Origin of the sequence: Ensifer sp. LBL (genome assembly GCF_050435225.1) — a bacterium.
GTDB lineage: Bacteria > Pseudomonadota > Alphaproteobacteria > Rhizobiales > Rhizobiaceae > Ensifer.
The window spans coordinates 313730-338115 of the sequence record NZ_JBNDJY010000002.1 but is presented as its reverse complement, the minus strand read 5'-3'; the positions used below and the strand labels follow the sequence as shown (position 1 = coordinate 338115).

At 64.8% G+C, this 24386-nt stretch carries 23 protein-coding genes; 14 read left to right on the top strand and 9 right to left on the bottom strand.

Going from position 1 to position 24386, the window contains the following annotated elements; all coding sequences use genetic code 11:
* Positions 1 to 12: 12 nt before the first annotated feature.
* Positions 13 to 447 (bottom strand): GFA family protein, encoded by a 435-nt coding sequence (locus OKW20_RS08815; protein ID WP_429171568.1) that lies wholly within the window; start codon positions 445 to 447, stop codon positions 13 to 15.
* A 280-nt stretch (positions 448 to 727) separates the two neighbouring features.
* On the opposite strand from OKW20_RS08815, the gene OKW20_RS08810 reads away from it, so the two are divergent.
* From OKW20_RS08810 to OKW20_RS08765, 10 genes are all read left to right on the top strand, one after another.
* Positions 728 to 1252: an RNA polymerase sigma factor gene (locus OKW20_RS08810; RefSeq protein WP_429171566.1), complete on the top strand. Its 525-nt coding sequence runs from the start codon at positions 728 to 730 to the stop codon at positions 1250 to 1252.
* Complete coding sequence (locus tag OKW20_RS08805; RefSeq protein WP_429171564.1) at positions 1249 to 2190, top strand: FecR family protein; 942 nt, start codon at positions 1249 to 1251, stop codon at positions 2188 to 2190. Before OKW20_RS08810 ends, OKW20_RS08805 begins: the two co-directional genes overlap by 4 nt.
* A 93-nt stretch (positions 2191 to 2283) precedes the next feature.
* Positions 2284 to 4776: a TonB-dependent hemoglobin/transferrin/lactoferrin family receptor gene (locus OKW20_RS08800; RefSeq protein ID WP_429171562.1), complete on the top strand. Its 2493-nt coding sequence runs from the start codon at positions 2284 to 2286 to the stop codon at positions 4774 to 4776.
* A gap of 305 nt (positions 4777 to 5081) precedes the next feature.
* Positions 5082 to 6218: a transporter substrate-binding protein gene (locus OKW20_RS08795; RefSeq protein WP_429171560.1), complete on the top strand. Its 1137-nt coding sequence runs from the start codon at positions 5082 to 5084 to the stop codon at positions 6216 to 6218.
* A complete protein-coding gene (locus OKW20_RS08790) occupies positions 6215 to 6796 on the top strand; it encodes an ANTAR domain-containing response regulator (RefSeq protein ID WP_043612912.1) in 582 nt (193 codons plus the stop codon). The genes OKW20_RS08795 and OKW20_RS08790 overlap by 4 nt, the downstream gene beginning before the upstream one ends.
* On the top strand, positions 6796 to 7644 hold the full coding sequence (locus tag OKW20_RS08785) for an ABC transporter permease (protein WP_429171558.1): 849 nt from the start codon (positions 6796 to 6798) through the stop codon (positions 7642 to 7644). Before OKW20_RS08790 ends, OKW20_RS08785 begins: the two co-directional genes overlap by 1 nt.
* A 1-nt stretch (position 7645) precedes the next feature.
* Positions 7646 to 8566: an ABC transporter permease gene (locus OKW20_RS08780; protein ID WP_034805440.1), complete on the top strand. Its 921-nt coding sequence runs from the start codon at positions 7646 to 7648 to the stop codon at positions 8564 to 8566.
* Positions 8567 to 8595: 29 nt separating this feature from the next.
* Positions 8596 to 10215: an ABC transporter substrate-binding protein gene (locus tag OKW20_RS08775; RefSeq protein WP_043612906.1), complete on the top strand. Its 1620-nt coding sequence runs from the start codon at positions 8596 to 8598 to the stop codon at positions 10213 to 10215.
* A gap of 59 nt (positions 10216 to 10274) precedes the next feature.
* A complete protein-coding gene (locus OKW20_RS08770; RefSeq protein WP_429171554.1) occupies positions 10275 to 11219 on the top strand; it encodes an acetamidase/formamidase family protein in 945 nt (314 codons plus the stop codon).
* Positions 11216 to 12886, top strand: a complete 1671-nt coding sequence (locus OKW20_RS08765; protein ID WP_429171550.1) for an ABC transporter ATP-binding protein — start codon at positions 11216 to 11218, stop codon at positions 12884 to 12886. Before OKW20_RS08770 ends, OKW20_RS08765 begins: the two co-directional genes overlap by 4 nt.
* Positions 12887 to 12971: 85 nt before the next feature.
* Here the strand turns inward: OKW20_RS08765 and OKW20_RS08760 are convergent, their stop codons facing one another.
* Complete coding sequence (locus OKW20_RS08760; RefSeq protein WP_429171548.1) at positions 12972 to 14330, bottom strand: ATP-binding protein; 1359 nt, start codon at positions 14328 to 14330, stop codon at positions 12972 to 12974.
* Entirely contained in the window at positions 14330 to 14992 is a 663-nt protein-coding gene (locus OKW20_RS08755) for a response regulator (protein WP_402324874.1), read from the bottom strand. The genes OKW20_RS08760 and OKW20_RS08755 overlap by 1 nt, the downstream gene beginning before the upstream one ends.
* A 115-nt stretch (positions 14993 to 15107) precedes the next feature.
* Between OKW20_RS08755 and OKW20_RS08750 the strand changes: the two genes are divergently transcribed.
* Both OKW20_RS08750 and OKW20_RS08745 read left to right on the top strand, forming a co-directional pair.
* Positions 15108 to 15866: a L,D-transpeptidase gene (locus OKW20_RS08750; RefSeq protein WP_429171545.1), complete on the top strand. Its 759-nt coding sequence runs from the start codon at positions 15108 to 15110 to the stop codon at positions 15864 to 15866.
* Between the two features lie 178 nt (positions 15867 to 16044).
* Positions 16045 to 16761 carry a L,D-transpeptidase gene (locus OKW20_RS08745; protein ID WP_043622551.1) on the top strand — a complete coding sequence of 239 codons (717 nt, stop codon included), beginning with the start codon at positions 16045 to 16047 and terminating at the stop codon, positions 16759 to 16761.
* A gap of 48 nt (positions 16762 to 16809) precedes the next feature.
* On the opposite strand, the gene OKW20_RS08740 is transcribed toward OKW20_RS08745, so the two are convergent.
* The 4 genes from OKW20_RS08740 to OKW20_RS08725 all read right to left on the bottom strand — a co-directional run bounded on the left by OKW20_RS08740 (position 16810) and on the right by OKW20_RS08725 (position 20347).
* Positions 16810 to 17649: a L,D-transpeptidase gene (locus tag OKW20_RS08740; protein ID WP_192450164.1), complete on the bottom strand. Its 840-nt coding sequence runs from the start codon at positions 17647 to 17649 to the stop codon at positions 16810 to 16812.
* 83 nt (positions 17650 to 17732) lie between these two features.
* Positions 17733 to 18722: a hypothetical protein gene (locus OKW20_RS08735; RefSeq protein ID WP_429172300.1), complete on the bottom strand. Its 990-nt coding sequence runs from the start codon at positions 18720 to 18722 to the stop codon at positions 17733 to 17735.
* Positions 18723 to 19053: 331 nt separating this feature from the next.
* Complete coding sequence (locus OKW20_RS08730) at positions 19054 to 19308, bottom strand: hypothetical protein (protein ID WP_043622555.1); 255 nt, start codon at positions 19306 to 19308, stop codon at positions 19054 to 19056.
* A 130-nt stretch (positions 19309 to 19438) separates the two neighbouring features.
* Positions 19439 to 20347, bottom strand: coding sequence for an SDR family oxidoreductase (locus OKW20_RS08725; RefSeq protein ID WP_429171542.1), 909 nt, complete (start codon positions 20345 to 20347; stop codon positions 19439 to 19441).
* Positions 20348 to 20436: 89 nt separating this feature from the next.
* On the opposite strand from OKW20_RS08725, the gene OKW20_RS08720 reads away from it, so the two are divergent.
* Positions 20437 to 21009, top strand: coding sequence for a TetR/AcrR family transcriptional regulator (locus OKW20_RS08720; RefSeq protein WP_429171540.1), 573 nt, complete (start codon positions 20437 to 20439; stop codon positions 21007 to 21009).
* A gap of 97 nt (positions 21010 to 21106) precedes the next feature.
* Entirely contained in the window at positions 21107 to 22156 is a 1050-nt protein-coding gene (locus tag OKW20_RS08715; RefSeq protein ID WP_429171538.1) for a serine hydrolase domain-containing protein, read from the top strand.
* Between the two features lie 38 nt (positions 22157 to 22194).
* Here the strand turns inward: OKW20_RS08715 and OKW20_RS08710 are convergent, their stop codons facing one another.
* Together OKW20_RS08710 and OKW20_RS08705 are read right to left on the bottom strand one after the other, a co-directional pair.
* Positions 22195 to 23001 (bottom strand): arginase family protein, encoded by an 807-nt coding sequence (locus OKW20_RS08710; protein ID WP_429171536.1) that lies wholly within the window; start codon positions 22999 to 23001, stop codon positions 22195 to 22197.
* 337 nt (positions 23002 to 23338) lie between these two features.
* The gene (locus OKW20_RS08705; protein WP_429171534.1) at positions 23339 to 24355 is read right to left on the bottom strand and encodes a zinc-binding alcohol dehydrogenase family protein; all 1017 of its coding nucleotides are present in this window, start codon (positions 24353 to 24355) and stop codon (positions 23339 to 23341) included.
* Positions 24356 to 24386: the final 31 nt, after the last annotated feature.

Sequence of the window (24386 nt, the reverse complement as noted above, 5' to 3'; positions counted from 1 at the left end):
CGGAATTGCGCTCTATTCCGCCATCATCTCGCCCGTTCCGCCGAAGGCCGGCGGGAAGTCGCGATATTTCGGCAGGCCGTCCTTCATCGGCAGCACCGTTTCCTGATAGTTGACGTGCAGCATCGGTTTGAAGGCCAGCGCCGGGATTGCCGCGGCAAAGACGTCGGTGACACCCCACAGCGGATGCTCGGTCATGAGATGCCCGCCGCAGGCCTTGCACCATTTGCGTACGCTCGTCGCCGTCTTCTGGTAGCCGACGAGATTGTCCGCACCCTTGACGATCTTGACCTTTTCCGGTGGCCAGAGCGTGAAGGCGTTGACCGGGCCTGCCGACCAGCTGCGGCAGGAACTGCAATGGCAATAGCCCATGGCGGCCGGATCGCCGCTCACTTCGATCTCGACTGCGCCGCAGAAGCACTTTCCGTTGAGGCTGCCGTTTCCTGCCATGACTTTCTCCTTTCGGCTCTTGTCACCCGGAAATCTGGCTCTAGCAGATCACCGGCGTGAACCCTGACTGAGGGTCTCACTCTGAGCCCTGAGGTCAACGCCTCCTTTCGAGCTAGTTGCATTGCCGGCGGTCTCGGAAATAAAAGATGAGTACAATACTCATATTTGTTGTGTGTGCTGCGAGGACGCGCTAATGAACGCCGGCGCTGCCTCATGCGCGCCGCGCCATGTCTTTCATCTTCGCTCTGCCGACGGCTCCGGATCGGCCCTGAAAATTGTCATGCCAGAGAAATCAGCTTCGCATTTGATGCTCGACGACGCGATCGTGGCCTACTACGACGAACTCTGCGCCATGACGCGGCGACGTGGTCACCAGGCGGCCACCGCAAACGAGGTCGTGCACGAGCTTTATGTCCGGCTGGTCGATCGGCGCACGCCGCTTGAGAACAAGTCGTCGCTCAGGGCGTTTCTGCGCCGCGCTTGCGCCAATCTCGGCATCGACCGGCTGCGGCGCGACCGCTTTGAGCTCAAACTTTTCTCCGGCAGCGAAGAAGACGCCCTGGCGGTCGCCAGCGATATCGCCGCACCCGACGCCAACATCGATCTTCCCCGGCGACTGATGATCCTGAAAAGGGCGATCATGGAGATGTCGCTGCAGCGGCGGCGCGTCTTTCTCGCAAGCCGCATCGGCAACCTCACCTCGGACGAAATCGCCATGCGCATGGGCATCAGCCGCAACATGGTCGACCGCCATCTGCGCAAGGCCTATCTGCATTGCCTCGACCGGTTGGAGGAGGTGTTGTGACGGCGCGTGACAGGCGGGTGCGCGAGCAGGCGGTGGATTGGCTGGTTCGCCTGACGGGCGATCCAGACGACGAAGCGTTGCGGCTCGCCTTCGAACGCTGGCGCGCGGAGGATCCTGCCCATGCCGAGATTTTTGCACGCGCCCAAAGGGCGATCGGCGACGCATCGCTGTTGATCCGGCGCGAACCGGAATTTGCCCAAAAGGCTGCGACAGCAACCGGGACGCGGCGAAAAACCGTGACAGCGCTGGCGGCCATCATCACCATCGGCGCCGGGCTCTTTCTTGCGCTCGACGGCGCCATGTGGATGCGGGCGGACGTCATCGCCGGCAAGGGCGAACGGCCGATCCTTGCCCTTGAGGATGGTTCGACCCTACAGCTCAACGCCCAGTCCGCCGTCGCCTATCGGTTCACGTCCGCCGAGCGGCGGATCGTGCTGCTGCGTGGCGAGGCCTTCGTCCAGGTCGCAGCCGACAACAGCCGACCCTTTGTCGTCGAGGCTGGAGGCGGCACGACGACCGCACTGGGGACGGCATTCGACGTCAATCTTACCGACGACGGCACCAGCGTCACCGTGATCGAACACGCGGTATCGGTCGCGACGGACATGGCGATGTCGCCGCGCCGCGTCGCGGTCAACGAGCAGGCCAGCTACGACCATGACGGCCGGCTCGGCGATATCACGCCGATCGATCCGTTCGTGGCGGCAGCATGGCGACAGGGGCGCCTGGTCTTCGAGGAACGCACGATCGCCTCGGTCGTCGAGGAAATCGGGCGCTACGTTCCCGGCAAGATCCTGATCGCCGATGCCGGCGTCGGCGCCAGGCGGGTGTCCGGCAGCTTCGATCTCTCCGATCCCGTCGGCGCATTGCAAGGTCTTGCCGAAGCCTTCGACGTCAAAATCACCCGGATTGGCCCCTACGTCACGATCCTTCGCTAAAAAAATCGAGGACGAGGTGTCCCTGAACCGGCACCTCGTTCGTCCAGAAACCAGACCCCGGCCGTTTCGGCCATCTCTCTGTCTGGAACCATCATGCCATATTCGAATACGACCGGCCGCCGCCGCCAATCCGGAATTTTCAGCCTGCTGATGGCAGGCACCGTTTTTGCCCTCGCCACGACTGTCGCGCTCGCGCAAGATGCGTTGCGGTACCCGGTCGACGTGCCCGCGGGCAAGCTGACAACTGCCGTCAACCGCCTGGCCGCGCAGCTCAAGCTGCAGTTGGTGTTCGACAGCTCGGTCGCCTCAGGTGTCACGACGCCAGGCCTTTCCGGCGAGATGACGGCCGAAGAAGCGCTGGCGCGGCTGCTGAGTGGAACGGGTGTCCGCTATCGCTTCGTCGGCGGCTCGACGGTGAAGCTGATGGGTGCCGTGGAGGCCGCGACGCCGGCAGACGGCGAAGGCACGAAGCTCGCACCCATCGTCGCCCGCGGCGACGCCAAGGACGGTGACCGTGCGCCGAACATCGCTGTTCTTGACGCCGAGGATATCGAAAAGGCCCAGGCATCGAGCCTTCCGGAATTGCTGCAGAAGACGCCCGGCGTGTCGATGGGCGGTGGCGTGCGTATCGAGGGACAGACGCTCGCCATCCGCGGCTTTGCCCGGCAGTCGGACGTTCGTATCATCCTCGACGGCGCGCCGAAGAACTTCGAGAAATACGATCAAGGCACCGTCTTCATCGAGCCCGAACTGCTCAAGCGCGTCGAGATCGAAAAGGGCGCGACGTCGGTGCGCTACGGCAATGGCGGCTTCGGCGGCACGGTGCTGATGGAAACCAAGGACGCGGCCGACATGCTCCGGCCGGGCGAAGAATGGGGCGTCTGGGCCAAGTCCGGTTTCCAGAGCGCCAACAAGCAGTTTCTCGAAACCGGCGCGCTCTACGGAAAGTCGGATTTCGGCGGCCCCATCACCTATGACGGCCTTCTGGCGGGCACGTGGCGCAAGAGCGACGACATGCGCGTCGGCGGTGGCGAGGTCTACAACTATTCCAACTCGAAGCTGACCACCCTGCTCGCCAATGTCGGTGCCGAATATGACGGTCACGAGATCAGGGGCACGGTCGCCTACGGCCAGAACGACAATTGGGGACCCGTGGCCGCTATCCGCGGCCAGTCGGCGCCGTCGGACTACAACATCACCCGCTATGGCTACAAGGAAGCGATGCGCCGGCTGCTCACCTGGCGCGAAATCGAGGATTTCACCTCGACGCTCACCTACACCTACACCGGCGACAGCGACCTGGTGAACTACCGCATGATGGGAAGCTTCTCGTCGACCGGCCAGCATGCGAAACGGCCCGACATTCCGGGGCTCAACCCCAGCGCATCCGTCGGCGGCTACGAAAACGACGCCACCTACACCGACATCAAGTTCGAAGCGGAGAACACCTCCAATTTCACGCTCGGCGGCCTGTCGCACAGCCTGAACTATGGCATTCAGTACCTCGATCATGACCGCGACATCTGGATGTACGACATCGCCAACCGCACCCAGGCCCAGTACAACCACGGCTACTACGCCCCGTGGTTCATGCCCGAGGGCACGCAAAAGACCTTTGCCGCCTTCGTCCGCGACCGGATCGACCTGACCGACACGTTTGCCGTGACGCCCGGCCTGCGCTACGACCATGTGCGTTCGAAGGGCGTGCCGAACGCGGCGCCGCGCTTTAACAATCCGCTGGCCGGCCACGACTATTCCGCAGTCTCCCACCAGGGTGTGACGCCGGCGATCAGCCTGGCATGGGAAGCGACGCCGTCCGTGCGGTTCTTCGCCGACTGGGCCTATGCGATGCGGGTCCCCAACATCGACGAGCTCTATTCGACCCAGAGCGCTCTCACCAAGGCGTCCGGCACCAGCCGCGGCCTGGAGGTCGAACGCAACAGCACCTTCAACATCGGCGTCGACTTCAGCTTCAACGACGTGCTGACGACCGACGACATGCTGTCGACGCGCATCTCGGTCTACAACAACCACGTCTCCAACCCGGTAACGCGCCGGTTCGGCACGGCCAACCTCGCCGACGTTACCGGCAACGTGCCGTTCTACTGGAACACGCCGTCCTACGATATCCGCGGCATCGAGTGGCAGGCGCATTACGAGGCCGAGCGCCTGTTCGGCGATCTCGGCGTGTCCTGGATGACCGGCGAGCGGACCGGAGCCGTCAACAACGTCTGGGGCCCGGACACCTATATCAACGACCTGGCGCCCCTGACCGTGATCGCGACCGCCGGGATCAAGGTGCCCGACCGGGATCTCGCCTTCGGCTGGACGGGCACCTTCGTCGACGACCAGAACCGCACACCCTACAACCAGGGCGGACAGACCTACGCGCGCCCGCCGAGCGCCGGCTATGCGGTGCACGGCCTCTTCCTCGACTGGACGCCGACATCGGGCTTCATGGAAGGTGGCGAAGTGCATCTCGCCGTCGACAACATCTTCGACAAATATTACGAGCCCTATCTCAGCGACGGGATCTCGGCGATGCCCGGCCGCAACTTCAAGATCGCAATCAGCCGCAAGTTCTGACCGTCATGGACACTCGATCGGCTCGCACGCGGGCCGGTCGAATTTCTTCGTACGTCCCTCCACGCAGCAGTGGCGCTTGATTGCGGGGCTCCGCCCGGCTCTGTGTGTAAAGTTGCGCACAATCGGGCGCGAGCTTGCCAATCCTTGCTTGACAGCCGTCGATTGCCCGTATCTTAATCATGCTCTCAGATTGAGCATGATCAATCCATTCACATGACCTCGATGGTCGACGGGCAGTTTCGCCCCATGATGCCCCCATCTTCGATGGGCCCGGCGTCGTGGGGTTTTTGGTTTTTGGCGGGTACATGAGCGGCGCGGTAAAGATCGGCATCCTCTATTCGACCACCGGGCCCTACGGGACGATGGGTCGCGACTGTCGCGACGGCGCGGAACTGGCGATCGAGGAGATTGCGGCAAGCCATCCGGGCCGGATCGAGCCTGTTTTCATCGATCCGGAAGCCAATATCGACCGTTATCTCGAAGGCGCCAGATCGCTGCTGCGCGATCACGGATGTCGCCACATCATCGGCACCATCACGTCGCTCGCCCGCAAGGAGGTCATTCCGCTCGTCGAAAAGCACGACGGCCTGCTCTGGTACATGTGCCCCTATGAGGGCTTCGAAGCCAACGACAACGTCATCTATACGGGCGGCTGCCCGAACCAGCATTTGCTGCCCTTGCTCGACTATCTGCTGCCGCGTTTCGGCAACCGGCCCTATCTGATCGGCGCAAACTATGTCTGGGGCTGGGAAATGAACCGCCTGGCGCGCGAGCTGGTGGAGGAGACCGGCGGCGCCATCCTCGGCGAGCGTTACCTGCCGCTCGAGGAAACCGCGGTCGAGCGCATCGTCGCCGAAATCGAGCAGCGTCGGCCGAGCTTCATCCTCAACAACCTCGTCGGCCCTTCGAGCTACGCCTTCCATGCGGCGATCCGGGCGCTGGCCGAACGCAATCCTGCCTTCCGCCCAGAAAATTGCCCGGTCGTCAGCTGTGATCTGCAGGAATGCGAGTTGACGGATATTGGCCTCGGGGTCGCGACCGGCCAGCTGTGCGCCGCTTCCTACTTCGACACGGTGGTCTCGCCCGACAATGCGGCCTTCAAGCTGCGCGTCGCCAGTCGCTTCGGACCCGGGCGGCGCATTTCCAGCCTGTTTGCCAGCGCCTATGCTTCCGTCAAGCTCTGCGCCGAGGCGATCATCGAGGCGGGCATCGACGACCCCGCGACGATCACGCAGCTTGTTTCGGCCGCGCCGCATCAGAGCGTGCTCGGCCCGCTCAGGATCGATTCGCAGACCCACCATGCGGCGTTGCCGTTCCATCTCGGCCGCATCAGCGACGACGGCGGCTTTAACATCGTCACGTCGCTGCCGTCGATTGCCGCCGACCCCTATCTGACCGGCCAGCGCAAGCGCAAGGCGCCCCAATTGCGGATCGTCTCATGAGGGAAACACCGAACTTCACCGGCTGGCGTGCGGCGATCCTGCACCGCGAAGACCAGACGACGGAGCGGCTCGTGCGACAGCTCAAGCTCTTCGGCTTCGACGTCAGCGTGCAATGGCAGCCGCTCGATGCGCGCGACCTGCCCGATATCATCCTCGTCGACGCCGACCAGGGCTGGAGCGGGCTGTTGCCCTGGAAGGACGAACAGGCGCCGCGGCCATTGATCGCCCTGCTCGGCTCGGAAGCGCCGGGCCGGGTCGCCTGGGCGATGGGGCAGGGGGCTGCGGCGATCATCGCCAAACCCGTCGCCTCGTCGGCGGTCTATCCGGCATTGGTCATGGCCGTCGGCATCCATCAGGAACGCCGGGCGGTTGCCGACAAGGTCGCCCATCTCGAAGAACGCGTGCGCATGCGCCCGCTCGTTCACGCCGCTGTACAGAAGATCGGCCAAGCCTGTCATGTCGACGAGGAGCGGGCCTACGGCATCCTGCGCAATTGCGCGATGAAGAAGCGCCTGTCGATGGAGCAGGTCGCCGGTTCCATCCTCGGCGGTGCCGAGCCGCTGCCGGAGGCCGGTTGATGCAGGTTCTGAAATCCATGTTCAGGCAGCCGGCGGCGCTGTTCGGTCTCGTCGTCGTGGCGCTGGTCGTCCTGCTCGCTTTGGCCGCGCCGCTGATTGCGCCCTATAGCCCGGACGAGCAGATGTTCGACGGGCTGACGCTCGAAGGCGCGCCGCTGCCGCCAAGCGCGCAGTTCCTGCTCGGCACCGACACGCTCGGCCGCGATCTTTTTTCGCGCCTGCTCTACGGCGCCCGAACGTCGCTGGTCATCGGCCTCGTTGCCAACGGCGTCGCCGTCTCGATCGGACTGATGATCGGCATTCTCTCGGGTTATCTGCGCGGCCTCGTCGGCAACGCGTTGATGCGCTTCACCGATCTGATGATGGCCTTTCCGGCGCTGCTGCTGGCGATCGTCCTTGCCGCCCTGCTGCGCCCGAGCCTCTGGATCGTCGCCATGGTGATCGCGCTCGTCAACTGGGTCCAGGTCGCCCGCATCGTCTATACCGAGACCCGCGGCCTCGTCGAGCGCGACTTCATCCTCGCCGAGCGCTCGCTCGGTGCCGGCCACGGGCGCATCCTGTTTCACCACATCCTGCCGCATCTCATCCCGACGGCGATCGTCTGGGGCACGCTCGGCATCGCAACGACCGTGCTGCTCGAAGCGACGCTCTCCTTCCTCGGCATCGGCGTGCAGCCGCCGACGCCCTCCTGGGGCAACATCATCTTCGAAAGCCAGAGCTACTTTCAGGCTGCCCCCTGGCTGGTCTTCATCCCCGGCGCCGTCATCCTGTTGACCGCGCTCTCCTTCAACCTGGTCGGCGATGCGCTTCGCGATATCCTCGACCCGACGCAACGCGGGAGGGGTTGAGATGGCATTTCTCCTGCTGCGCCGTCTCGTCCAGACCGCGCTCATCCTGCTTGGCGTCGCTGCTATCACCTTCCTGCTGCTCTACGCGCTTCCGGCCGATCCGGCGCGCATGATCGCCGGGCGCAGCGCCACGGCGCAGACGGTCGCCAATATCCGCCGCGAACTCGGGCTCGACCAGCCGCTGCTCGTGCAGTTCTGGAGCTATCTGCAGGGGCTGGTGCAGGGCGACCTCGGCCGATCCTACGCGCAGAAGACCGATGTCGGTACGCTGATCGCGGCGCGCCTGCCGGCAACGCTGATCCTGATGGCGGCCGGTATCTTCGTCGAAGTCCTGCTCGGGGTGTTTCTCGGTGTCGTCGCCGCCATCCGGCGCGGCGGTTTCGTCGATCGGCTGGTGATGATGGCGTCCTTCGTCGGCGTCTCGGCGCCGCAATTCGTCGCTGCGCTGCTGCTGCTCTATGTCTTCGCGGTCACGCTCGCCTGGTTCCCGATGAGCGGCTTCGGCAGCTTCGCCCATGTGGTCCTGCCGGCGCTGACGCTCGGCATCCTCGGTGCCGGCTGGTATGCGCGCATGGTGCGCTCGGCGATGATCGACGTCTTGAACCAGGACTATGTGCGCACCGCACGCGCCAAGGGCCTGTCGTCGTTCCGCATCATCTTTCGCCATGCGCTGCCGAACGCGCTTCTGCCCGTCATCGCCATGATCGGCATCGATATCGGCCAGTTCATGAGCGGGGTCGTCGTCGTCGAGGCCGTCTATGGCTGGCCGGGCATCGGCCAGCTCGCCTGGCAGGCGATCCAGCAGGTCGACATCCCGATCATCATGGGGGTGACGCTCGTCTCGGCGCTAGCGATCGTGCTTGGCAACCTCCTTGCCGACCTCGTCGCCCCGCTCATCGATCCGCGCATCCGCGCCCGCTAATCCGAAACCAACCAAAAAGGGGAACAACAATGTTCAAAAGCTGGCTTCGTACTTCAACCGTCGCTGCAGCACTGCTCGCAGCGCCGCTCTCGGCCCTTGCACAGGATGCGCCGAAACAGGGCGGCGATATCGTCATCACCTACAAGGACGATATCGCCACGCTCGATCCCGCCATCGGTTACGACTGGGTCAACTGGTCGATGATCAAGAGCCTGTTCTCGCGCCTGATGGACTACAAGCCGGGCACAACCGAGCTGGTGCCGTCGCTCGCCGAAACCTTCGAGGTCGCGCCGGATGGCCTGACCTATACGTTCAAGCTGCGCAAGGGCGTGAAATTCACCAACGGACGCGAGATCGTCGCCTCGGACGTGAAATATTCGATCGAACGCGCGGTCGATCCGAAGACCCAAGGACCGGGTGCCGGCTTCTTCGGCGCGATCAAGGGCTTCGACGACCTGTCGGGCGGCAAGGCGGCAACGCTGGAAGGCATCGAGGCACCTGATGACGCGACCGTGGTCTTCCACCTGTCGCGCCCGGACGCCACCTTCCTGCACGTGCTCGCCGTCAACTTCGCCTCGGTCGTTCCGAAGGAAGCGGTCGAGGCTGCTGCCGGCGACTTCGGCAAGAAACCGGTCGGCTCCGGCACCTTCGTGCTCAAGGACTGGACCGTCGGCCAGAGCCTGACCTTCGAGCGCAACCCCGACTATTTCGTCAAGGACATGCCGCATATCGACAAGTTCACGGTCGAGGTCGGCCAGGAGCCGCTGGTGGCTCTGCTGCGACTGCAAAAGGGCGAGGTCGATATTGCCGGCGACGGCATTCCGCCGGCCAAGTTCCTCGAAATCAAGAACTCGCCCGAGGGCGCCGAGATCATCGTCGACGGGCAGCAGCTGCATACCGGCTATGTCACGCTCAACACCAAGGTGAAGCCCTTCGACGACGTGAAGGTTCGCCAGGCCGTCAACATGGCGATCAACAAGGAGCGTATCACCCGCATCCTCAATGGTCGCGCGACGCCTGCCAACCAGCCGCTGCCGCCGCTAATGCCGGGTTATGACAAGGCCTTCACCGGCTATGGCTATGACGTTGAAAAGGCGAAGGCGCTGCTCGCCGAGGCCGGACATGGCGATGGTTTCGAGACGGTGCTCTATTCGACCAACACCGATCCGCAGCCGCGCATCGCCCAGGCGATCCAGCAGGATCTGGCCGCCATCGGCATCAAGGCGGAGGTGCGGGCGCTGGCCCAGGCCAACGTCATTGCCGCCGGCGGCACGGAAGGCGAAGCGCCGATGATCTGGTCGGGCGGCATGGCGTGGATCGCCGACTTCCCGGATCCGTCGAACTTCTATGGCCCGATCCTTGGCTGCTCCGGTGCTGTCCAGGGCGGCTGGAACTGGTCGTGGTACTGCAACGAGGCGCTCGACAAGCGCGCGGTCGCAGCCGACTCCATGTCGGATCCGGCAAAGGCCGCCGAACGCCAGGCGGAGTGGGGCAAGATCTTCACCGACATCATGGCCGATGCGCCGTGGGTGCCGGTCACCAACGAGCGCCGCGTCGTTGCCAAGTCGCCGCGCATGGGCGGCGAGGGCGAGATCTACGTCGATCCGACCCGGGTCATCAACTACGACGCCATCTTCGTGAAGCAATAAGCGGCGGGCTCCCCGGGACGCGTTTTCGGGGAGCCCTTCTTACGTTTGGGAGAGAGTTCATGTGCGTTGCCTGCACACACACCATCCATCGCGCCAAGCACCATTTCGGCTGGAACCGCGACTTCAAGCCGACGCTGATCGCCAAGCCCGGTGAGACCATCCATTTCGAATGCCTGGATTCCTCCGGCGGCCAGCTTGGCGCCGGCTCGACGCTCGAGACCTTGGCCTCGCTCGATTTCGACAGGATCAACCCGGTGACGGGTCCTGTTTATGTCGAAGGCGCAAAACCCGGCGACGCACTGAAGGTGACGATCCGCCGCTTTGTGCCCTCGGGCGTCGGCTGGACGGCCAACATTCCGGGCTTCGGCCTGCTTGCCGATCAGTTCACCGATCCGGCGCTGCACATGTGGTCCTATGATGCCAACACCATGGCGCCGGCGCTTTACGGCCCTGGCGGGCGCGTGCCGCTGAAACCGTTTGCCGGCACGATCGGCGTGGCACCGGCAGAGCCCGGCCTGCATTCCGTCGTGCCGCCGCGCCGGGTCGGCGGCAATCTCGACATTCGCGATCTGACATCAGGCGTCACACTCTATCTGCCGGTCGAGGTGGAGGGCGCGTTGTTTTCGATCGGCGACACGCACGCGGCGCAGGGCGACGGCGAAGTCTGCGGCACGGCGATCGAAAGCCAGATGGAGGTGGAAGCGACGATCGAACTCGTCAAGGACGCGCGTCTCGCAAGCCCTCGCTTCACCACGCCGGGTCCGGTGACCCGCCATCTGGATGCCGCCGGCTACGAGGTGACGACCGGCATCGGCCCGGATCTGATGACCGGCGCGCGCGAAAGCCTGATGCGCATGATCGACCTGCTTAGCGCCGAACATGGCCTCAGCCCTGTCGATGCCTATCTGCTCTGCTCGGTCTGCGGCGATCTCCGCATCAGCGAGATCGTCGACGCTCCGAACTGGGTCGTTTCCTTCTACTTCCCGAGGATCGTCTTTTCGTGACAACGGCCGTACCCGTGCTCGGCATCGATGGCCTCTGTGTCGATGCGCTGACGCCGCAAGGACCGCGAAGGGTCCTTGATGCCGTCAGCTTCAACCTCATGAGCGGCGAGACGCTGTGCATTGCCGGCGAGAGCGGCTCGGGCAAATCCGTGACCTCGCTCGCCGTCATGGGGCTGCTACCGAAAGCTTCGCTCAGGATCGCCTCCGGCAGCATCAAGCTCGAAGGGCGCGAACTCTCGAAGCTCTCCAACAGCGCGATGCGCAGCGTGCGCGGCGGCGATGTCGCCATGGTCTTTCAGGAGCCGATGACATCGCTCAATCCGGTGATGTCGATCGGCGAGCAACTGACCGAGGCCATCCGCGAGCATCAGGGATCCGAGGGGGGAACGGCGAGCGCCGTCGCCCTGCGCATGCTGGATGCGGTGCACATCACCGAGCCGGCGCGGCGCATGACCCAATATCCGCACGAGCTTTCCGGCGGCATGCGGCAGCGCGTGATGATCGCGATGGCACTTTCGTGCCGACCCAAGGTGCTGATCGCCGACGAGCCGACGACGGCGCTCGACGTCACCGTGCAGGCGCAGATCCTGACGCTGATGAAGGAGCTGAAGCGCGAATTCGGCGCGTCGATCGTGCTCATCACGCATGACATGGGCGTGGTCGCGCAGATGGCCGACCGGGTGGTCATCATGCAGCAGGGCCGCATCGTCGAGCAGGGCGACGTGCTGCCGATCTTCCGCTCGCCGCGCGAGCGCTACACCCAGGAGCTATTGGCGGCCGTGCCGCGGCTCGGGGCGCATGCCGGCACCGACGGCCCACCGCGTATTGCCGCCGAGGCTGCGGCAGCGGGCCCGCGCACCGCAAGCCCGGTCCTCTCGGTGCGCGACCTTGCCGTCTTTTACGGCAAGAAACCGGGCGGCCTTCTGGGCGGAAAGAAGCAGGCGGCCGCCGTCAGCGACGTTTCCTTCGACATCTTCCCCGGCGAAACGCTGGGGCTTGTCGGCGAAAGCGGATCGGGCAAGTCGACCACCGGCAAGGCAGTGCTCGGCCTCATTCCATTCGATGGCGATGTGGCGATCGACGGCCAGCAGATCGGCGCGCTGTCGCAGCGCCAGATGCGGCCGGTGCGCCGGTCCGCGCAGATGATCTTCCAGGATCCCTATGCCTCGCTCGACCCGCGCATGGCCGTCGGTGCGGCGGTCGCCGAGCCGCTGCTCATCCATGGCATCGGCAATCGCAGCGAACGCACGGATCGCGTCGCCGACCTGTTGCGCCGCGTCGGCCTTGGGCCCGATGCCGCCAGCCGCTATCCGCACGAGTTTTCCGGGGGGCAGCGACAGCGCATCTGCATTGCCCGCGCGCTGGCGGTCAATCCGAAGCTGATCATTGCGGATGAAAGCGTGGCAGCGCTCGACGTCTCGGTTCGGGCTCGCGTGCTCGATCTGATGCTCGAACTGCAGGAGACGATGGGCCTTGCCTATCTCTTCGTCTCGCACGACATGGCCGTGATCGAGCGGATGTCTCACCATGTCGCCGTCATGCGCGGCGGCCGCATCGTCGAGATGGGAACGCGCCGGGCCGTGTTCGAGGATCCGCAGGACGCCTATACCCGGGCGCTGATGGCCGCCGTGCCGCTGCCGGACCCGCCGATGCGGAAAAGCGCCTAGAGCGATATCAGAAGAAGGCGGGTGCGGTTTTCGCCCGCATCCCGCTGCTGCTCGAAACAGCCCGGCTCGCTCATTGCGCGAGGGCTTAAGGAAACACGATGCGGGCCGAGAGGCCACCGCTCGGTCGGTTGCGCAGTTCGAGTTCGGCGCCGGTGCGGTCAAGCGCCCGCTCGACGATGCTGAGGCCGAGCCCGCTGCCGGCAGCCGCCTTGAACCGGCCGCGGAAGAAGCGCTCCGTCACGCGCGGCATTTCCTCTTCGGGGATTCCGGGGCCCTCGTCGTCGATCGCGATCACCAGATGCTGGTCCCGACGCTCGGCGCGGCAGCGAACCGTTGCGCCCGGTGGCGAATGGTTGACGGCGTTTTCGAGCAGGTTGCGCGCCGCGAGCCGGAAGAGGTCCGGATCGATGCTGATCCGCAGACCGGACATCGCCGCGTCGATGACGACATCGACGCGATGGGGCTGACCGGCAAGTTCGGTCCTGAGACCTGCCAGCATCTCGCCGACATCGAAACCGGCTGCTGGCCTGGCGCTCTCGGTGGCTTCGACCGAGGCGATGTCGAGCAATTGCCGCACCAGCTTGCCGGTACGGTCGACCCCGGCGACGATCTGCCCGAGCGCCTTTTCGCGGATTTCGCCGTCGTCGCTGGCGAGTGCCACCTGCGCCTGCGTCTTCAGGCCGGCGAGCGGCGTGCGCAATTCGTGGGCGGCAAAGGCGATGAAGTTCTGCTCGCGCTCGCGGGCGCCGGCAACGCGGGCAAAAAGGCCGTTCAGCGATTTCAGCACTGGGCTGATCTCGCGCGTCGTGCCGGTATCCTCGATCGCGTGCAGGTCGGAAGCTTCGCGCGCGGCGAGGTCGCCGGCAAGCTTGCGCAGCGGCGCGAGGCCGCGCCCGACGCAAAGCCAGATCAAGACGGCCAGAAGCGGAATGATCAGCAGCGCCGGCAGTAGCAGCCCCTTGACCAGGTCGTTGACCAGCCGGTCGCGGATGCGCAGGTTGTCGCCGACGAGCACGCGCACGCCGAGGCTGGCATTCTCCACCGCAAAGACGCGCCAGGTCTCGCCGTTGATGACGGTTTCGGAGAAGCCCATCGCATGGGGCGCAAGCGTCGTGTCGGGTGCGCTGTCCGACTTGCCGATCAAGGTTCCATCCAGCGACCAGATCTGACAGGAGAGCTGGCGGTCGTAATGCGGGTGCTCCAGCAGCGGGATCCGGATCGCGCTCTGTGCCGGGCGGCTGGCGGGGGTGTCGCCTTCCTCCTTCATCATGTCGGGGCTGACGATCAGCGAATTCACCATGCGCGCCGCCTCCATCAGCCGCGCGTCGAGCACACGCTCGACTTCGGCGCGGGTGCTGAGGAAGATCCAGACGGTGGCCGACAGCCACAGAAGGCCCGTCGTGATCAGGAGGATGGCGAAAAGCCGGGCGCGCAGCGATTGCATCAGCCGGCTCCGCCCAGCCGGTAGCCGATGCCGCGGATGGTTTCGATCAGTCCCGGGCCGAGCTTGTTGCGCAGATGGTGGATGTGCACCTCGACGGCATTGCTCTCGATTTCCTCCTGCCAGCCGTAGAGTTTGTCCTCCAGCTTGGTCTTGGAGAAAATCACCCCCGGGTGCGCCATCAGCGTATGTAGGATGGAGTATTCTCGCCGCGACAGCTGCACCGGCTTGCCCGCCTGTTCCACCGATTGCCTGGCCGGATCGAGCCTGAGCGTCGACCATTCCAGCGCGGCGGTCGCCCGTCCGCTGGAGCGTCGGGCCAGCGCCCGAAGCCGGGCGGCGACCTCGTCGAGGTCGAAGGGTTTGCCGAGATAGTCGTCGGCGCCGGTGTCGAGGCCGGCGACGCGGTCGCGCACGGTGTCGCGTGCGGTCAACAGCAGCACCGGAATGTCGCTCTGCCTGGCGCGCAGGTCCCGCAGGATGTCGAGGCCGGAGCCGTCGGGCAGCATCAGGTCGAGCACGACCGCGTCGAAGCCGTTGGCAGCAAGCGCCGTAGCGGCTGCGTCGCAGGTGCCGACGGCATCGGTGGTGAAGCCCGCCAGCGCCAGGCCGACCTTCAGGCCGTCTCTAAGGATATCGTCGTCTTCGACGATCAGGACTCGCATCGCTACTCCTAACATTTCTGAGAGCGCGATCCTTTAACCGCTCCCTTAAGGCAGCCTTAAGGTAGGACTTCCCTCTGAGGCGGCATTGCAACAATCGAATCGTTGAATGCCCGATATGACCGAAGCACACGAGCCTTCTTCTTCCACGGCCGATCACAAGACCGGCATCACGCTGACCCGCCGCAGCCTCGTCGTCGGCGTGGCCTCGCTGTTCGTCACCGGCTGCGCGACCGCCCGCCCGACGCCGGCGGTGGTGGCGGCGGCCGTAACGCCCGTCCGCCCGGCGGCCGGCCGGACGGTGCCGCCGATGTACTATGCAATGCTCGACGAGCAGTTTCCGATCCCCGAGGTGAAGATCGCCGAAGTCGATCCGAAGTTCTGGCGGCAGGAGGTGGACTATCCGACCAGCGAGCGGCCCGGCACGCTGATCGTCGATACGCCGGCGAAGTACCTCTATCACGTGCTGCCGGGCGGCCGGGCGATGCGCTACGGCATCGGTGTCGGGCGCGAGGGCTTTGCCTGGTCGGGCCGGGCGATCGTCGCCTACAAGCGCAAATGGCCGCGCTGGACGCCGCCCGACGAGATGGTGGCGCGCCAGCCGAAACTCGAACCCTACAGCATCGCCAATGGCGGCATGCCTCCGGGCATCAAGAACCCGCTCGGCGCCCGGGCGCTCTATATCCACAAGGACGGCAAGGACACGCTCTACCGCATCCATGGCAGTCCCGAGGCGTTTTCGATCGGCAAGGCGGTCTCTTCCGGCTGTATTCGTCTGCTCAACCAGGATGTCGTCTACCTTCACGATCAGGTCCGCGACGGCAGCACCATCGTCGTCATTCCGGATCCGACCAAGGGCGACATGGCGATCGGTTAGGCGAGCGCAGACGGCGAGCGCGGGAATTCTGCAACACTTCGAAGATGAGTCCCGCCTCGCGCAAGCGATCCACGTCAAAGAAAGATTTTCACCACATTTCGGTCACGGTTCGGCCCAACAGCCTCCCCTCGGATCCTCCCAACCGAAATCTCCAACCCTGGAATGAATTAAAGTGTCGATGAATTTGTCCCGCCGGTCGCTGCTCGCGGTGGTCGCCAGCTCTGTTTTGAGCGCCTGCACGCAGATCCCGAAACCCGAACCGAAGCCGAAGCTGATCGAGCCGATCGCCGGTGACGGCGGCTCGCCGGAGAAGGCGGCGGATGCGGCGGGCGTGCCGACGAAGACCTTCGACTATGCGAAGGTCTACGCCCCGGTGAAGGACGAAGGCTACGACGTTCCGGGCATCCAGTACACCGAGATCAAGTCCCAGTTTCTGCGCCAGGAAGTGGCCTACGCCACCAACGAGCCGCCCCATTCGATCGTCGTCGATACCAACACGATGTTCCTCTACTACGTGCTGCCGGGCGGCCGTGCGATCCGCTACGGCGTCGGTCTCGGCGCGGCCGGCCGCGCCTGGAAGGGCCGCGCCGTGGTGCAGTGGAAGCGCAAATGGCCGCGCTGGACCGTGCCGGACGACATGGTCGCGCGCCAGCCACATCTCAAGAAGTACGGCATCGATGCCGGCGGCATGGATCCGGGCCTCGACAACCCGCTCGGCGCCCGCGCCATGTATATTTTCCAGAACGGGCAGGACACGCTCTACCGCATCCATGGCTCGCCGCAGTGGCGCTCGATCGGCAAGAATGCGTCGGCCGGCTGCGTGCGCATGCTGCAGCAGGATGCGATCGACCTCTATGATCGCGTCAGAGGCAAGACGCCGCTGCTCGTCCTGTAACGGGCGACACTCTGGCGGAATTTCAGCGCCCTTGCCGGACGGATTGCCTCAGAGCGGCTGCGGAAGCGGCAGTCCGTCCGGTCCCATCAGCATATAGTCCGGCGACCGCCGCACCGGCTGTGAGTCCGGCAGGGGTTGCCCATCCGGCAGGGGCTGCGCGTCCTGCATCGGCTGGGACTGCACCATGCCACCGCCCGAGAGGTCGGTGACCACGATCGGCGTGCCGTTCGGCACGCGGTTGTAGAGATCGACGACATCCTGGTTGATCATGCGCACACAGCCCGAAGACACCGACTTGCCGATCGTCCACCATTCCGGCGAACCGTGAATGCGGTAGAGCGTGTCCTCGCCGTTCTGGAAGATGTACATGGCCCGGGCGCCGAGCGGGTTCTTGAGGCCGGGATCCATGCCGCCCGCCTCGATGCTGAATTGCTGCAGCTCGGGCTGGCGCGCCACCATCTCGTTCGGCGGCTTCCAGCGCGGCCATTCGCGCTTGTACTGGATGACACCGCGGCCGGCCCAGGCGAAACCGGCGCGCCCGAGGCCGACGCCGTAGCGCATCGCCTGGCCGCCTTCATAGACCCGGTAGAGAAAGTGGCTGCCGACATCGACGACCAGCGTTCCCGGCTTTTCCCCGGTCGGGTCGGCGACCATCTGGCGATAGAAGCGCGGATCGATCTTCTCGTAGGGAATGGCCGGCAGCGGGTAGGTCTCGTTCGGCTTCTCGCCGTACATGTCGGCCAGGAACGTATTGGTCTCGGGAACCGGTTCCGGCGCGTAGGAGCGCGTCACCGTGGGCCGCGGCGAGGCGCAGCCGGCGAGACCAGCGGCCGCCAACCCGGCGGAAAGCTGCAGGAAGGCGCGGCGGCGGATCTCTCTTTCGGGCATGGAATCCTCGATCGTCCTCTATTCGCTACCGGCGATGCAACCGACCCTTTAAGTCAATTGTGCGTCGCCAGCCGACGGAACGATCACAGGCCAGCGTAAGGGTCCGCCAGCGCCGCTTCGGGTCGGCTGATAGGATACTTAGTTCCCGAGATCTTCGCGGCCAGCTTTTCAGCGCCGTTTTTCTCAAGAAGCGCCCGGAAGCTCGGATGCATGCCGCCATCGACATAGGCGTTGATGGGCGCCGAGGTCTGATTGGCCATCATGCCGGCGAGCTTCGCGTCCTCCGATTGCAGCCGCGCCACCAGTCCGGCATCGGGCGTGGAGATCGCCGCCGGGCAGGCTGCGAGCGGATCGGACGGTTCGCCGTCGGCAAAGTCCGTATTGAAGACGTAGCGGCGTCCGCAGGCCGAAACCTTCGGCTGGCGCTTCGTCGCCGCGAAGATGTCGTAGCCCTGCTTGATGTTCTTCCAGAAGTCGAAGTTCGGGTCGTCGCGGTGCTTGGCCATGTTCTCCGCCGTCATGCGGAAGGGATAGGCCTGCACCTGGAACGTGCCTTGGCCGCCGGCAAGCGCGCGCTGCACGACGGCATAGATTTCGCCGACGCCCTGGTCGGTCATGGCGTAGCAGCCGGACGACGAACAGGCGCCATGCACCATCAGCGCTTCACCGGTGTAGCCGAGCGCCGATTCCAGCCGGTTGGGGTAGCCGAGGTTAAACGACAGGAAATATTGTGATTTCGGGTTCAGCATCCCGGCGGAGACATGGTAGAAACCTTCCGGCGCCTGGCGGTCGCCGGACTTCGTCTTCGGGCCGAGCTTTCCGGACCAGCGGCACATGGGGTAGCTCTTCAACAGGGCGTACTGGCCCTGCTTGTTCTGCTTCCAGACCTCGAGTTCGCTTTCCTGCTTGAAGATGCGGATCAGCACCGGGCTTTCCGGCTTGCTGCCGTTCTTTGCCATCGCGGCGATCAGCTTTGCCGGGATCGGCGGCGGCTCTCGCACGTCGTCGGCGTCGAGCGCCATGCAGCCGGACAGCACCAGAGCCATCGCGCCGATCGCCAGGGCATGCCGCATCCGTCGCAGCTGCGCGAATATCCTGCCGGCCTGGGGTGTCTCGGAAGAGGGGCTCTTGATCGTCTCGCGCCGCATGCGGGCTCCTGGAAATGCTTCCGCCACCAAGCGTCCTTCGTGTGGCGTGGTGCCGACCCGAAGCGTTCGACGCAGCTCGGTTCAGCCTTGAGTTCAGCGATTAAGCGGTGACAGCCCTGGCTGCAAGCCTTTGTCCCTGGCACTCGCGATCAACAATTCTTGAACGCGCGCCGCCATAGCTGACCGCCGATTGGGTCGATGTTGAGACAAGATGGTGAATTTTTTCTCAACGCCGGCGCCGGGACGTCCCGATGCGTCAGTCCCGCGGTTCGCTGCCGGGTGCATAGACGGTCTTCTGCTTGAAGGCGAAGACGTTGCCGCAGCGGCAGCGCACCATGTGCTTGGCGGGATCGGGAGAATTGCGCTCGGTGGAGAAGCCCTTCGGCATGACGTCGATGGTAAAGCCGCGACTGCTGCCCTTGCCGCTGTCGTTTTCCGACGCTTCGGCGAAGCCGGCGGCTCCGCACTTGGCGCATTCCAGCTTTCTCGAATACCGATCCCGCGATGCCATGTTCAATCACACTCGATAGCGCTGCCGCATCCAGAAGCGGGCGGCGGCGCTGGGGTTGCCCGAAACACCGAACTATAGGAGCCGGCTCCCCGTTTCAAGTTTGCCGATGACGGCTTGGCGGCTGTGCGCCCTAGCGATAGCCGGTCGCGTCGGCCGGCTTGTTTGCCTCCATGACCTCGCGCATATAGCGCCAGCAATCGGGCCGCGAGCCGTCGAGATCGGTGAAGCCGTAGACCTGCGCCAGCCCGCCGCTCGACAGCGACTGGCCGTTCCAGCGGGCCTTGTCCGGATCGGCCGCGAGTGCCGCAATGGCGCGGCCGACGAAGCGCGGCGTTTCCGAAATGATGAAATGCGGCTGGTTCTTCGTGGCGTCGTGCCAGTTGTCTTCGCGGACGTCGAAATGTTCGAGCATCATCTCCGAGCGCATCCACCCCGGCGTGATCGAAACCGCGGTGGCGCCGTGCGGTGAAAGGTCCTTGGCGTGAGCCCAGGCCATGCGGTTGGCCGAAACCTTGGCCAAATCGTAGAAGGGCGACAGCCGGTAGTTTTCTTCATTGTATTCGGCGGTGCCGTCGGTCACCTCGACCAAGAGGCCGCCGGGTTTCTCGATCATCAGCGGCAGGGCGTAGTGGGCGGTGATCAGGTGGGTATCGACACCGAGATGCAGAAGCTTCAGCCCGTTTTCGAGATTGTGCTCCCAGACCGGCTTGTTCCACTCGAACAGCAATTCGCCGCCCCAGACGTCGTTGACGAGGATGTCGAGCCGTCCCTGTTCATTGCGGATGCGCTCGACGAGCGCCTTGACCTGCTTCGGTTGCAGATGGTCGACCTGGACGGGAATGCCCTTGCCGCCGAGGCTGGTGACGATCTCGGCGGTGTCCTCGATCGTTTCGGGACGCCTGTATTCGGACTGCTGTTGCCGCGTCGTACGACCGGTCACGTAGACGGTGGCGCCGGCGGCACCAAGTTCGGTCGCGATGCCGCGCCCGCCGCCGCGCGTCGCGCCAGCGACGAGGGCGACTTTGCCTTCTAGCGTCATGATTTTTCTCCTTCATGGCCGATTGCCAACTGGCGTTTTCCGGCTGGTATGATATATAAATGATTGTTCGGTTATAAATGAGAGTCAAGATGCCTCGCCCAAAAACCATGCCAGACGAAGAGGTGCTGGCCGCCGCCTTCGCACTGATGCGGGCCGATGGTCCCGATGGCCTGACCTTCGCGGCGCTGGCTGCACGCACAGGTCTTTCCGGCGCAACGCTGGTGCAGCGCTTTGAGAATAAGGCGAAGTTGATCCAGCGGGCGCTCATCCAGGCCTGGGATGGGCTGGACGGGCAGACGGCGGAGCTGATGGCGAGCGTGCCGCGAACACCGGAGGGCGCTGTCGCGCTGCTGGTGGGTCTCTCGGGCGATTATGGCGGTATCGACAGCTATGCCGACGACCTCCGGATTCTCCGTGAGGACCTGCGCGATCCTCTGCTGCGTGCCCGCGGCGCGAAGTGGCGCGACGTGCTTTCGGGCGTGCTCGACGAATGTCTCGCCGGTCTGCCCGCTGCGAGCCCGGGCCTCGGCCTTTTGATGGCGTCGCAATGGCAGGGATCGTTGCTCTGGTGGAGTTTCGACCCGAAGATGCCGGTCACGGCCTTTGTCGAGCAGAGCCTGACGCGTTTCGTCGAAGCCTTCGCACGGCGGCCGGAGGGCTGAGTTCGACGGCGGCGCCCCGCTCACCGGGCTGTCAAATCGCCGTGAGATGGCCGTGCAGTGGATGACGGCGGCGCAAGCCGGTCTTAGATGCTGATCCATGATCAGATTTGCCGCAGTCATCGTCGCCCGCTTCGCCGCCTTGGTCCTCGTCGTCTCGACGCTCGTCGCCTGGCCGGCCTTGGCCCAGACGCCATCGCCGGTTTCGGCCTTGCTGGACGAACTGGCCTCGCGGCCGGACCTCGATCCTCTGAAGACCGTGATCGTCGCGCGCGAGGGCAAGATCGTTGCCGAGCGTGGTTACGGTCGCAACCGCGTGACGGACTCGACCAACATCAAGTCGGCCTCGAAATCGATTATCTCGGCGCTGGTCGGCATCGCCATCGACAAGGGGCTGCTCGAGGGGCCGGATCAGAAGATCGCGCCGATCCTGAAGGCGGACCTGCCGGCCTCGCCGGATCCGCGCATCAACGACATCACCATCGGTCATTTGCTTTCGATGCAGGCGGGGCTTGGCCGTCTCTCCGGGCCGAACTACGGTCGATGGGTCGCCAGCCGTAACTGGGTGCGAACGGCGCTGGCTCAACCCTTCGACGACGACCCCGGCGGCGAGATGCTCTATTCCACCGCCTCCACCCATCTGCTTTCGGCGATCCTGACGAAGGTCAGCGGCAAGTCGACCCTGGCGCTGGCGCGCGAGTGGCTGGGGCCGCTCGAAGGCTTCCGCATCGGGGCCTGGGATCGCGACCCGCAAGGCATCTACCTCGGCGGCAACCAGATGGCGATGAGCCCGCGCTCGCTGCTGGCCTTCGGCGAACTCTACCGCAATGGCGGGCGCACCGCGTCAGGCCAGCAACTGGTCTCGGCAGGGTGGATCGCGGCCTCCTGGCAGCATCGCACCAACTCGCGCTTTTCCGGCGACGAATACGGCTATGGCTGGTTCGAGCGCCAGATCGCCGGCGAGGAGGTGCATTTCGCCTGGGGCTATGGCGGCCAGATGCTCTACATCATCCCGAGCCTCGATCTGACCGTGGTGATGACCTCGGCCGAAAGCGGCCCGTCTGCGCGCAACGGCTACCGCGACGCGCTGCATCTGGTGCTCGGCGAGATCATCACGAAGGTGAAGGCCGAACCGGAAACGGACGGGTGACGAGGATTCGACCGGGGCAGACTCGACGCTGATCCGCGTCAGGCCAGCAACGGTTCCACGATGCCGAGCAGGCATTCGATCGCAGCTTCATCTCTTCGCACGTCCTTGGACGCTTCGAATTCCGCGAGCTCTATGCCGGCGATCTGATCTTTCGGGATCGCCGCGAAGATGGCGCGCAAGATCTGCGGATAAAGGCCGTCGCCGATGGCATAGGCGGCCGGCACATGGTTCGGCTCGAGCACGTCCCAATCGACATGGATCCAGACCGGCGCATCGCCGATCAACGAAAGAATGGCCTCCGGCGTCGCTTCCGCGGGCGGTACGATGCGCACGCCCGCCTGCTGCAACAGATCCATCTCCGCGGGATCGATGTCGCGCGCGCCGACGATGACAACCTTTTCCGGGTTCAGCCCGCTGCCGTGGCCGCTTTCCCAAAGCCCGCAGGCGGCAGCCAGCACCATGCCGCCGAGATAGCCGCTTTCGGTCGTCTGCGGCGTGTTGAAATCGCCATGGGCGTCGATCCAGAGCAACACCGCGTCGGCGCGTTCCCGCGCAACGACAGGCAGTGTCGCAAGGCTGGCGGAGCAGGTATTGGCGATGAAAAGCGGTTTGTCGCCACGTTGCAGTGTTGCGGCAATCGCCGCCTGCAGGCCCGCCAGGGTCTCCCCGGCCTCGGGCAGGCTTGCCGACCAATCGTCTTCCTTCGCCGGCGATGGGCTGCCGATAGTGATCGGCTGCAGCCCGGTGCGCTTGCCCAGAGCTTCGGCCGTCAGGGCCGCCCCGAGGATGGCGCCAGGCGTTCTGTCGGCGATGCGTCCCTGGGAGACGACGAGTTCGTAGGGCACGAGCATTCTCCTTATTTTTCTTCGGGCGTTTACACCGGCCTTTTCGCGTGCCGCGAGGTCGCCTGTTCGGGCGTTTTTGGGCGGATGTGTCGGGATTGGCCTGAAAGGAAGCCTCGAAGAATCGATATATCTGTTTGGATATATCGATATCGCGCTGCGGTCGCAATTTCATTGGGGCGAGCGTTGATACGATTGCTGTGCACGGGGCGCCGCGATCGCCAAAGTTGCCCGACCGTTTGGCGCGGCGCGGTATGCTGCCGAAATTTCAGAGGTGGGGGGCGCTTGCCGCAATCTGTGTCGCGGCAAGCGATTTCACTTGGATCGACGACCGTGGCGGTTAGCCGCCAAAGCCTTCGATGACGATCTTGCCCTTGGCGGCCCCGGTCTCGATACGGCGATGCGCTTCGCGCAGGTTCGCGGCGTTGATCGGCGAGAGCACCTCGGCAAGCGTCGTCTTCAGCCGTCCGGCGTCGATCTCGTCGGCGACGAAGCTGAGCAGACGATGTTGCTCGATCATGTCTGATGTCTGGTGCATCGGGCGGGCGAACATGAACTCCCAATGCAGGCTCGCCGCCTTGGTCTTCATGCCGGCCATGGGCATCGGGACGTCGGTGTTGTCGATCGAGACGATGCCGCCTTGCGGCCGGATCAACTCGACGGCGTCGTCCCAGTGGCGCATGTCGTTGAAGATGGCGATGTGGTCGACATGCGTGAAGCCTAGCGACCGGACCTGCGCGACCAGCGGTTCACGATGGCTGACCACATGGTCGGCGCCGAGTTCCTTGACCCAGGCGATGGTTTCCGGCCGCGACGCCGTGGCGATGACGGTGAGGCCGGCGCGCTTTGCCAGCTGGATGCCGATCGAGCCGACGCCGCCGGCGCCGCCGACGATGAGGATCGACTGGCCGCGGTCTGCGCCGTCCCGGTCGATGCCGAGCCGGTCGAAGAAGGCCTCATAGGCGGTGATCGTCGTCAATGGCAGGGCGGCCGCTTCCGCAAAGGACAGGGTCTTCGGCTTGCGCCCGACGATGCGCTCGTCGACCAGTTGATACTGCTGGTTGGATCCCGACCGCGTCAGGTCGCCGGCGTAGTAGACGGCGTCTCCAGGCTGGAACAGCGTCACGTCAGGACCGACCGCCTCGACCACGCCGCTTGCGTCCCAGCCGAGCACGCGCGGCGTTTCCTCGATCTTGTCCTTCGGCGCGCGCATCTTCACGTCGACGGGATTGACCGCGACGGCGTGGACGGCGACCAGGATGTCATGCCCCTTGGGTTCCGGCTTCGGGAGCTCGACATCGACGAAACTTTCCGGGTCGGAAACCGGGAGATAGCGGGTGAGGGCGACAGCTTTCATGAGTTGCTCCTTTTTGGGGTGAAGAGGTGTG

What these genes read in the sequence shown, in the direction of transcription:
- OKW20_RS08800 (WP_429171562.1), top strand. Translation starts at nt 2,284, where the DNA reads ATGCCATATTCGAATACGACCGGCCGCCGCCGCCAATCCGGAATTTTC.
- OKW20_RS08720 (WP_429171540.1), top strand. Translation starts at nt 20,437, where the DNA reads ATGCCTCGCCCAAAAACCATGCCAGACGAAGAGGTGCTGGCCGCCGCC.
- OKW20_RS08785 (WP_429171558.1), top strand. Translation starts at nt 6,796, where the DNA reads ATGCAGGTTCTGAAATCCATGTTCAGGCAGCCGGCGGCGCTGTTCGGT.
- OKW20_RS08780 (WP_034805440.1), top strand. Translation starts at nt 7,646, where the DNA reads ATGGCATTTCTCCTGCTGCGCCGTCTCGTCCAGACCGCGCTCATCCTG.
- OKW20_RS08775 (WP_043612906.1), top strand. Translation starts at nt 8,596, where the DNA reads ATGTTCAAAAGCTGGCTTCGTACTTCAACCGTCGCTGCAGCACTGCTC.
- OKW20_RS08725 (WP_429171542.1), bottom strand. Translation starts at nt 20,347, where the DNA reads ATGACGCTAGAAGGCAAAGTCGCCCTCGTCGCTGGCGCGACGCGCGGC.
- OKW20_RS08770 (WP_429171554.1), top strand. Translation starts at nt 10,275, where the DNA reads ATGTGCGTTGCCTGCACACACACCATCCATCGCGCCAAGCACCATTTC.
- OKW20_RS08810 (WP_429171566.1), top strand. Translation starts at nt 728, where the DNA reads ATGCCAGAGAAATCAGCTTCGCATTTGATGCTCGACGACGCGATCGTG.
- OKW20_RS08760 (WP_429171548.1), bottom strand. Translation starts at nt 14,330, where the DNA reads ATGCAATCGCTGCGCGCCCGGCTTTTCGCCATCCTCCTGATCACGACG.
- OKW20_RS08750 (WP_429171545.1), top strand. Translation starts at nt 15,108, where the DNA reads ATGACCGAAGCACACGAGCCTTCTTCTTCCACGGCCGATCACAAGACC.
- OKW20_RS08815 (WP_429171568.1), bottom strand. Translation starts at nt 447, where the DNA reads ATGGCAGGAAACGGCAGCCTCAACGGAAAGTGCTTCTGCGGCGCAGTC.
- OKW20_RS08735 (WP_429172300.1), bottom strand. Translation starts at nt 18,722, where the DNA reads ATGCGGCATGCCCTGGCGATCGGCGCGATGGCTCTGGTGCTGTCCGGC.
- OKW20_RS08790 (WP_043612912.1), top strand. Translation starts at nt 6,215, where the DNA reads ATGAGGGAAACACCGAACTTCACCGGCTGGCGTGCGGCGATCCTGCAC.
- OKW20_RS08740 (WP_192450164.1), bottom strand. Translation starts at nt 17,649, where the DNA reads ATGCCCGAAAGAGAGATCCGCCGCCGCGCCTTCCTGCAGCTTTCCGCC.
- OKW20_RS08715 (WP_429171538.1), top strand. Translation starts at nt 21,107, where the DNA reads ATGATCAGATTTGCCGCAGTCATCGTCGCCCGCTTCGCCGCCTTGGTC.
- OKW20_RS08705 (WP_429171534.1), bottom strand. Translation starts at nt 24,355, where the DNA reads ATGAAAGCTGTCGCCCTCACCCGCTATCTCCCGGTTTCCGACCCGGAA.
- OKW20_RS08745 (WP_043622551.1), top strand. Translation starts at nt 16,045, where the DNA reads ATGAATTTGTCCCGCCGGTCGCTGCTCGCGGTGGTCGCCAGCTCTGTT.
- OKW20_RS08795 (WP_429171560.1), top strand. Translation starts at nt 5,082, where the DNA reads ATGAGCGGCGCGGTAAAGATCGGCATCCTCTATTCGACCACCGGGCCC.
- OKW20_RS08730 (WP_043622555.1), bottom strand. Translation starts at nt 19,308, where the DNA reads ATGGCATCGCGGGATCGGTATTCGAGAAAGCTGGAATGCGCCAAGTGC.
- OKW20_RS08755 (WP_402324874.1), bottom strand. Translation starts at nt 14,992, where the DNA reads ATGCGAGTCCTGATCGTCGAAGACGACGATATCCTTAGAGACGGCCTG.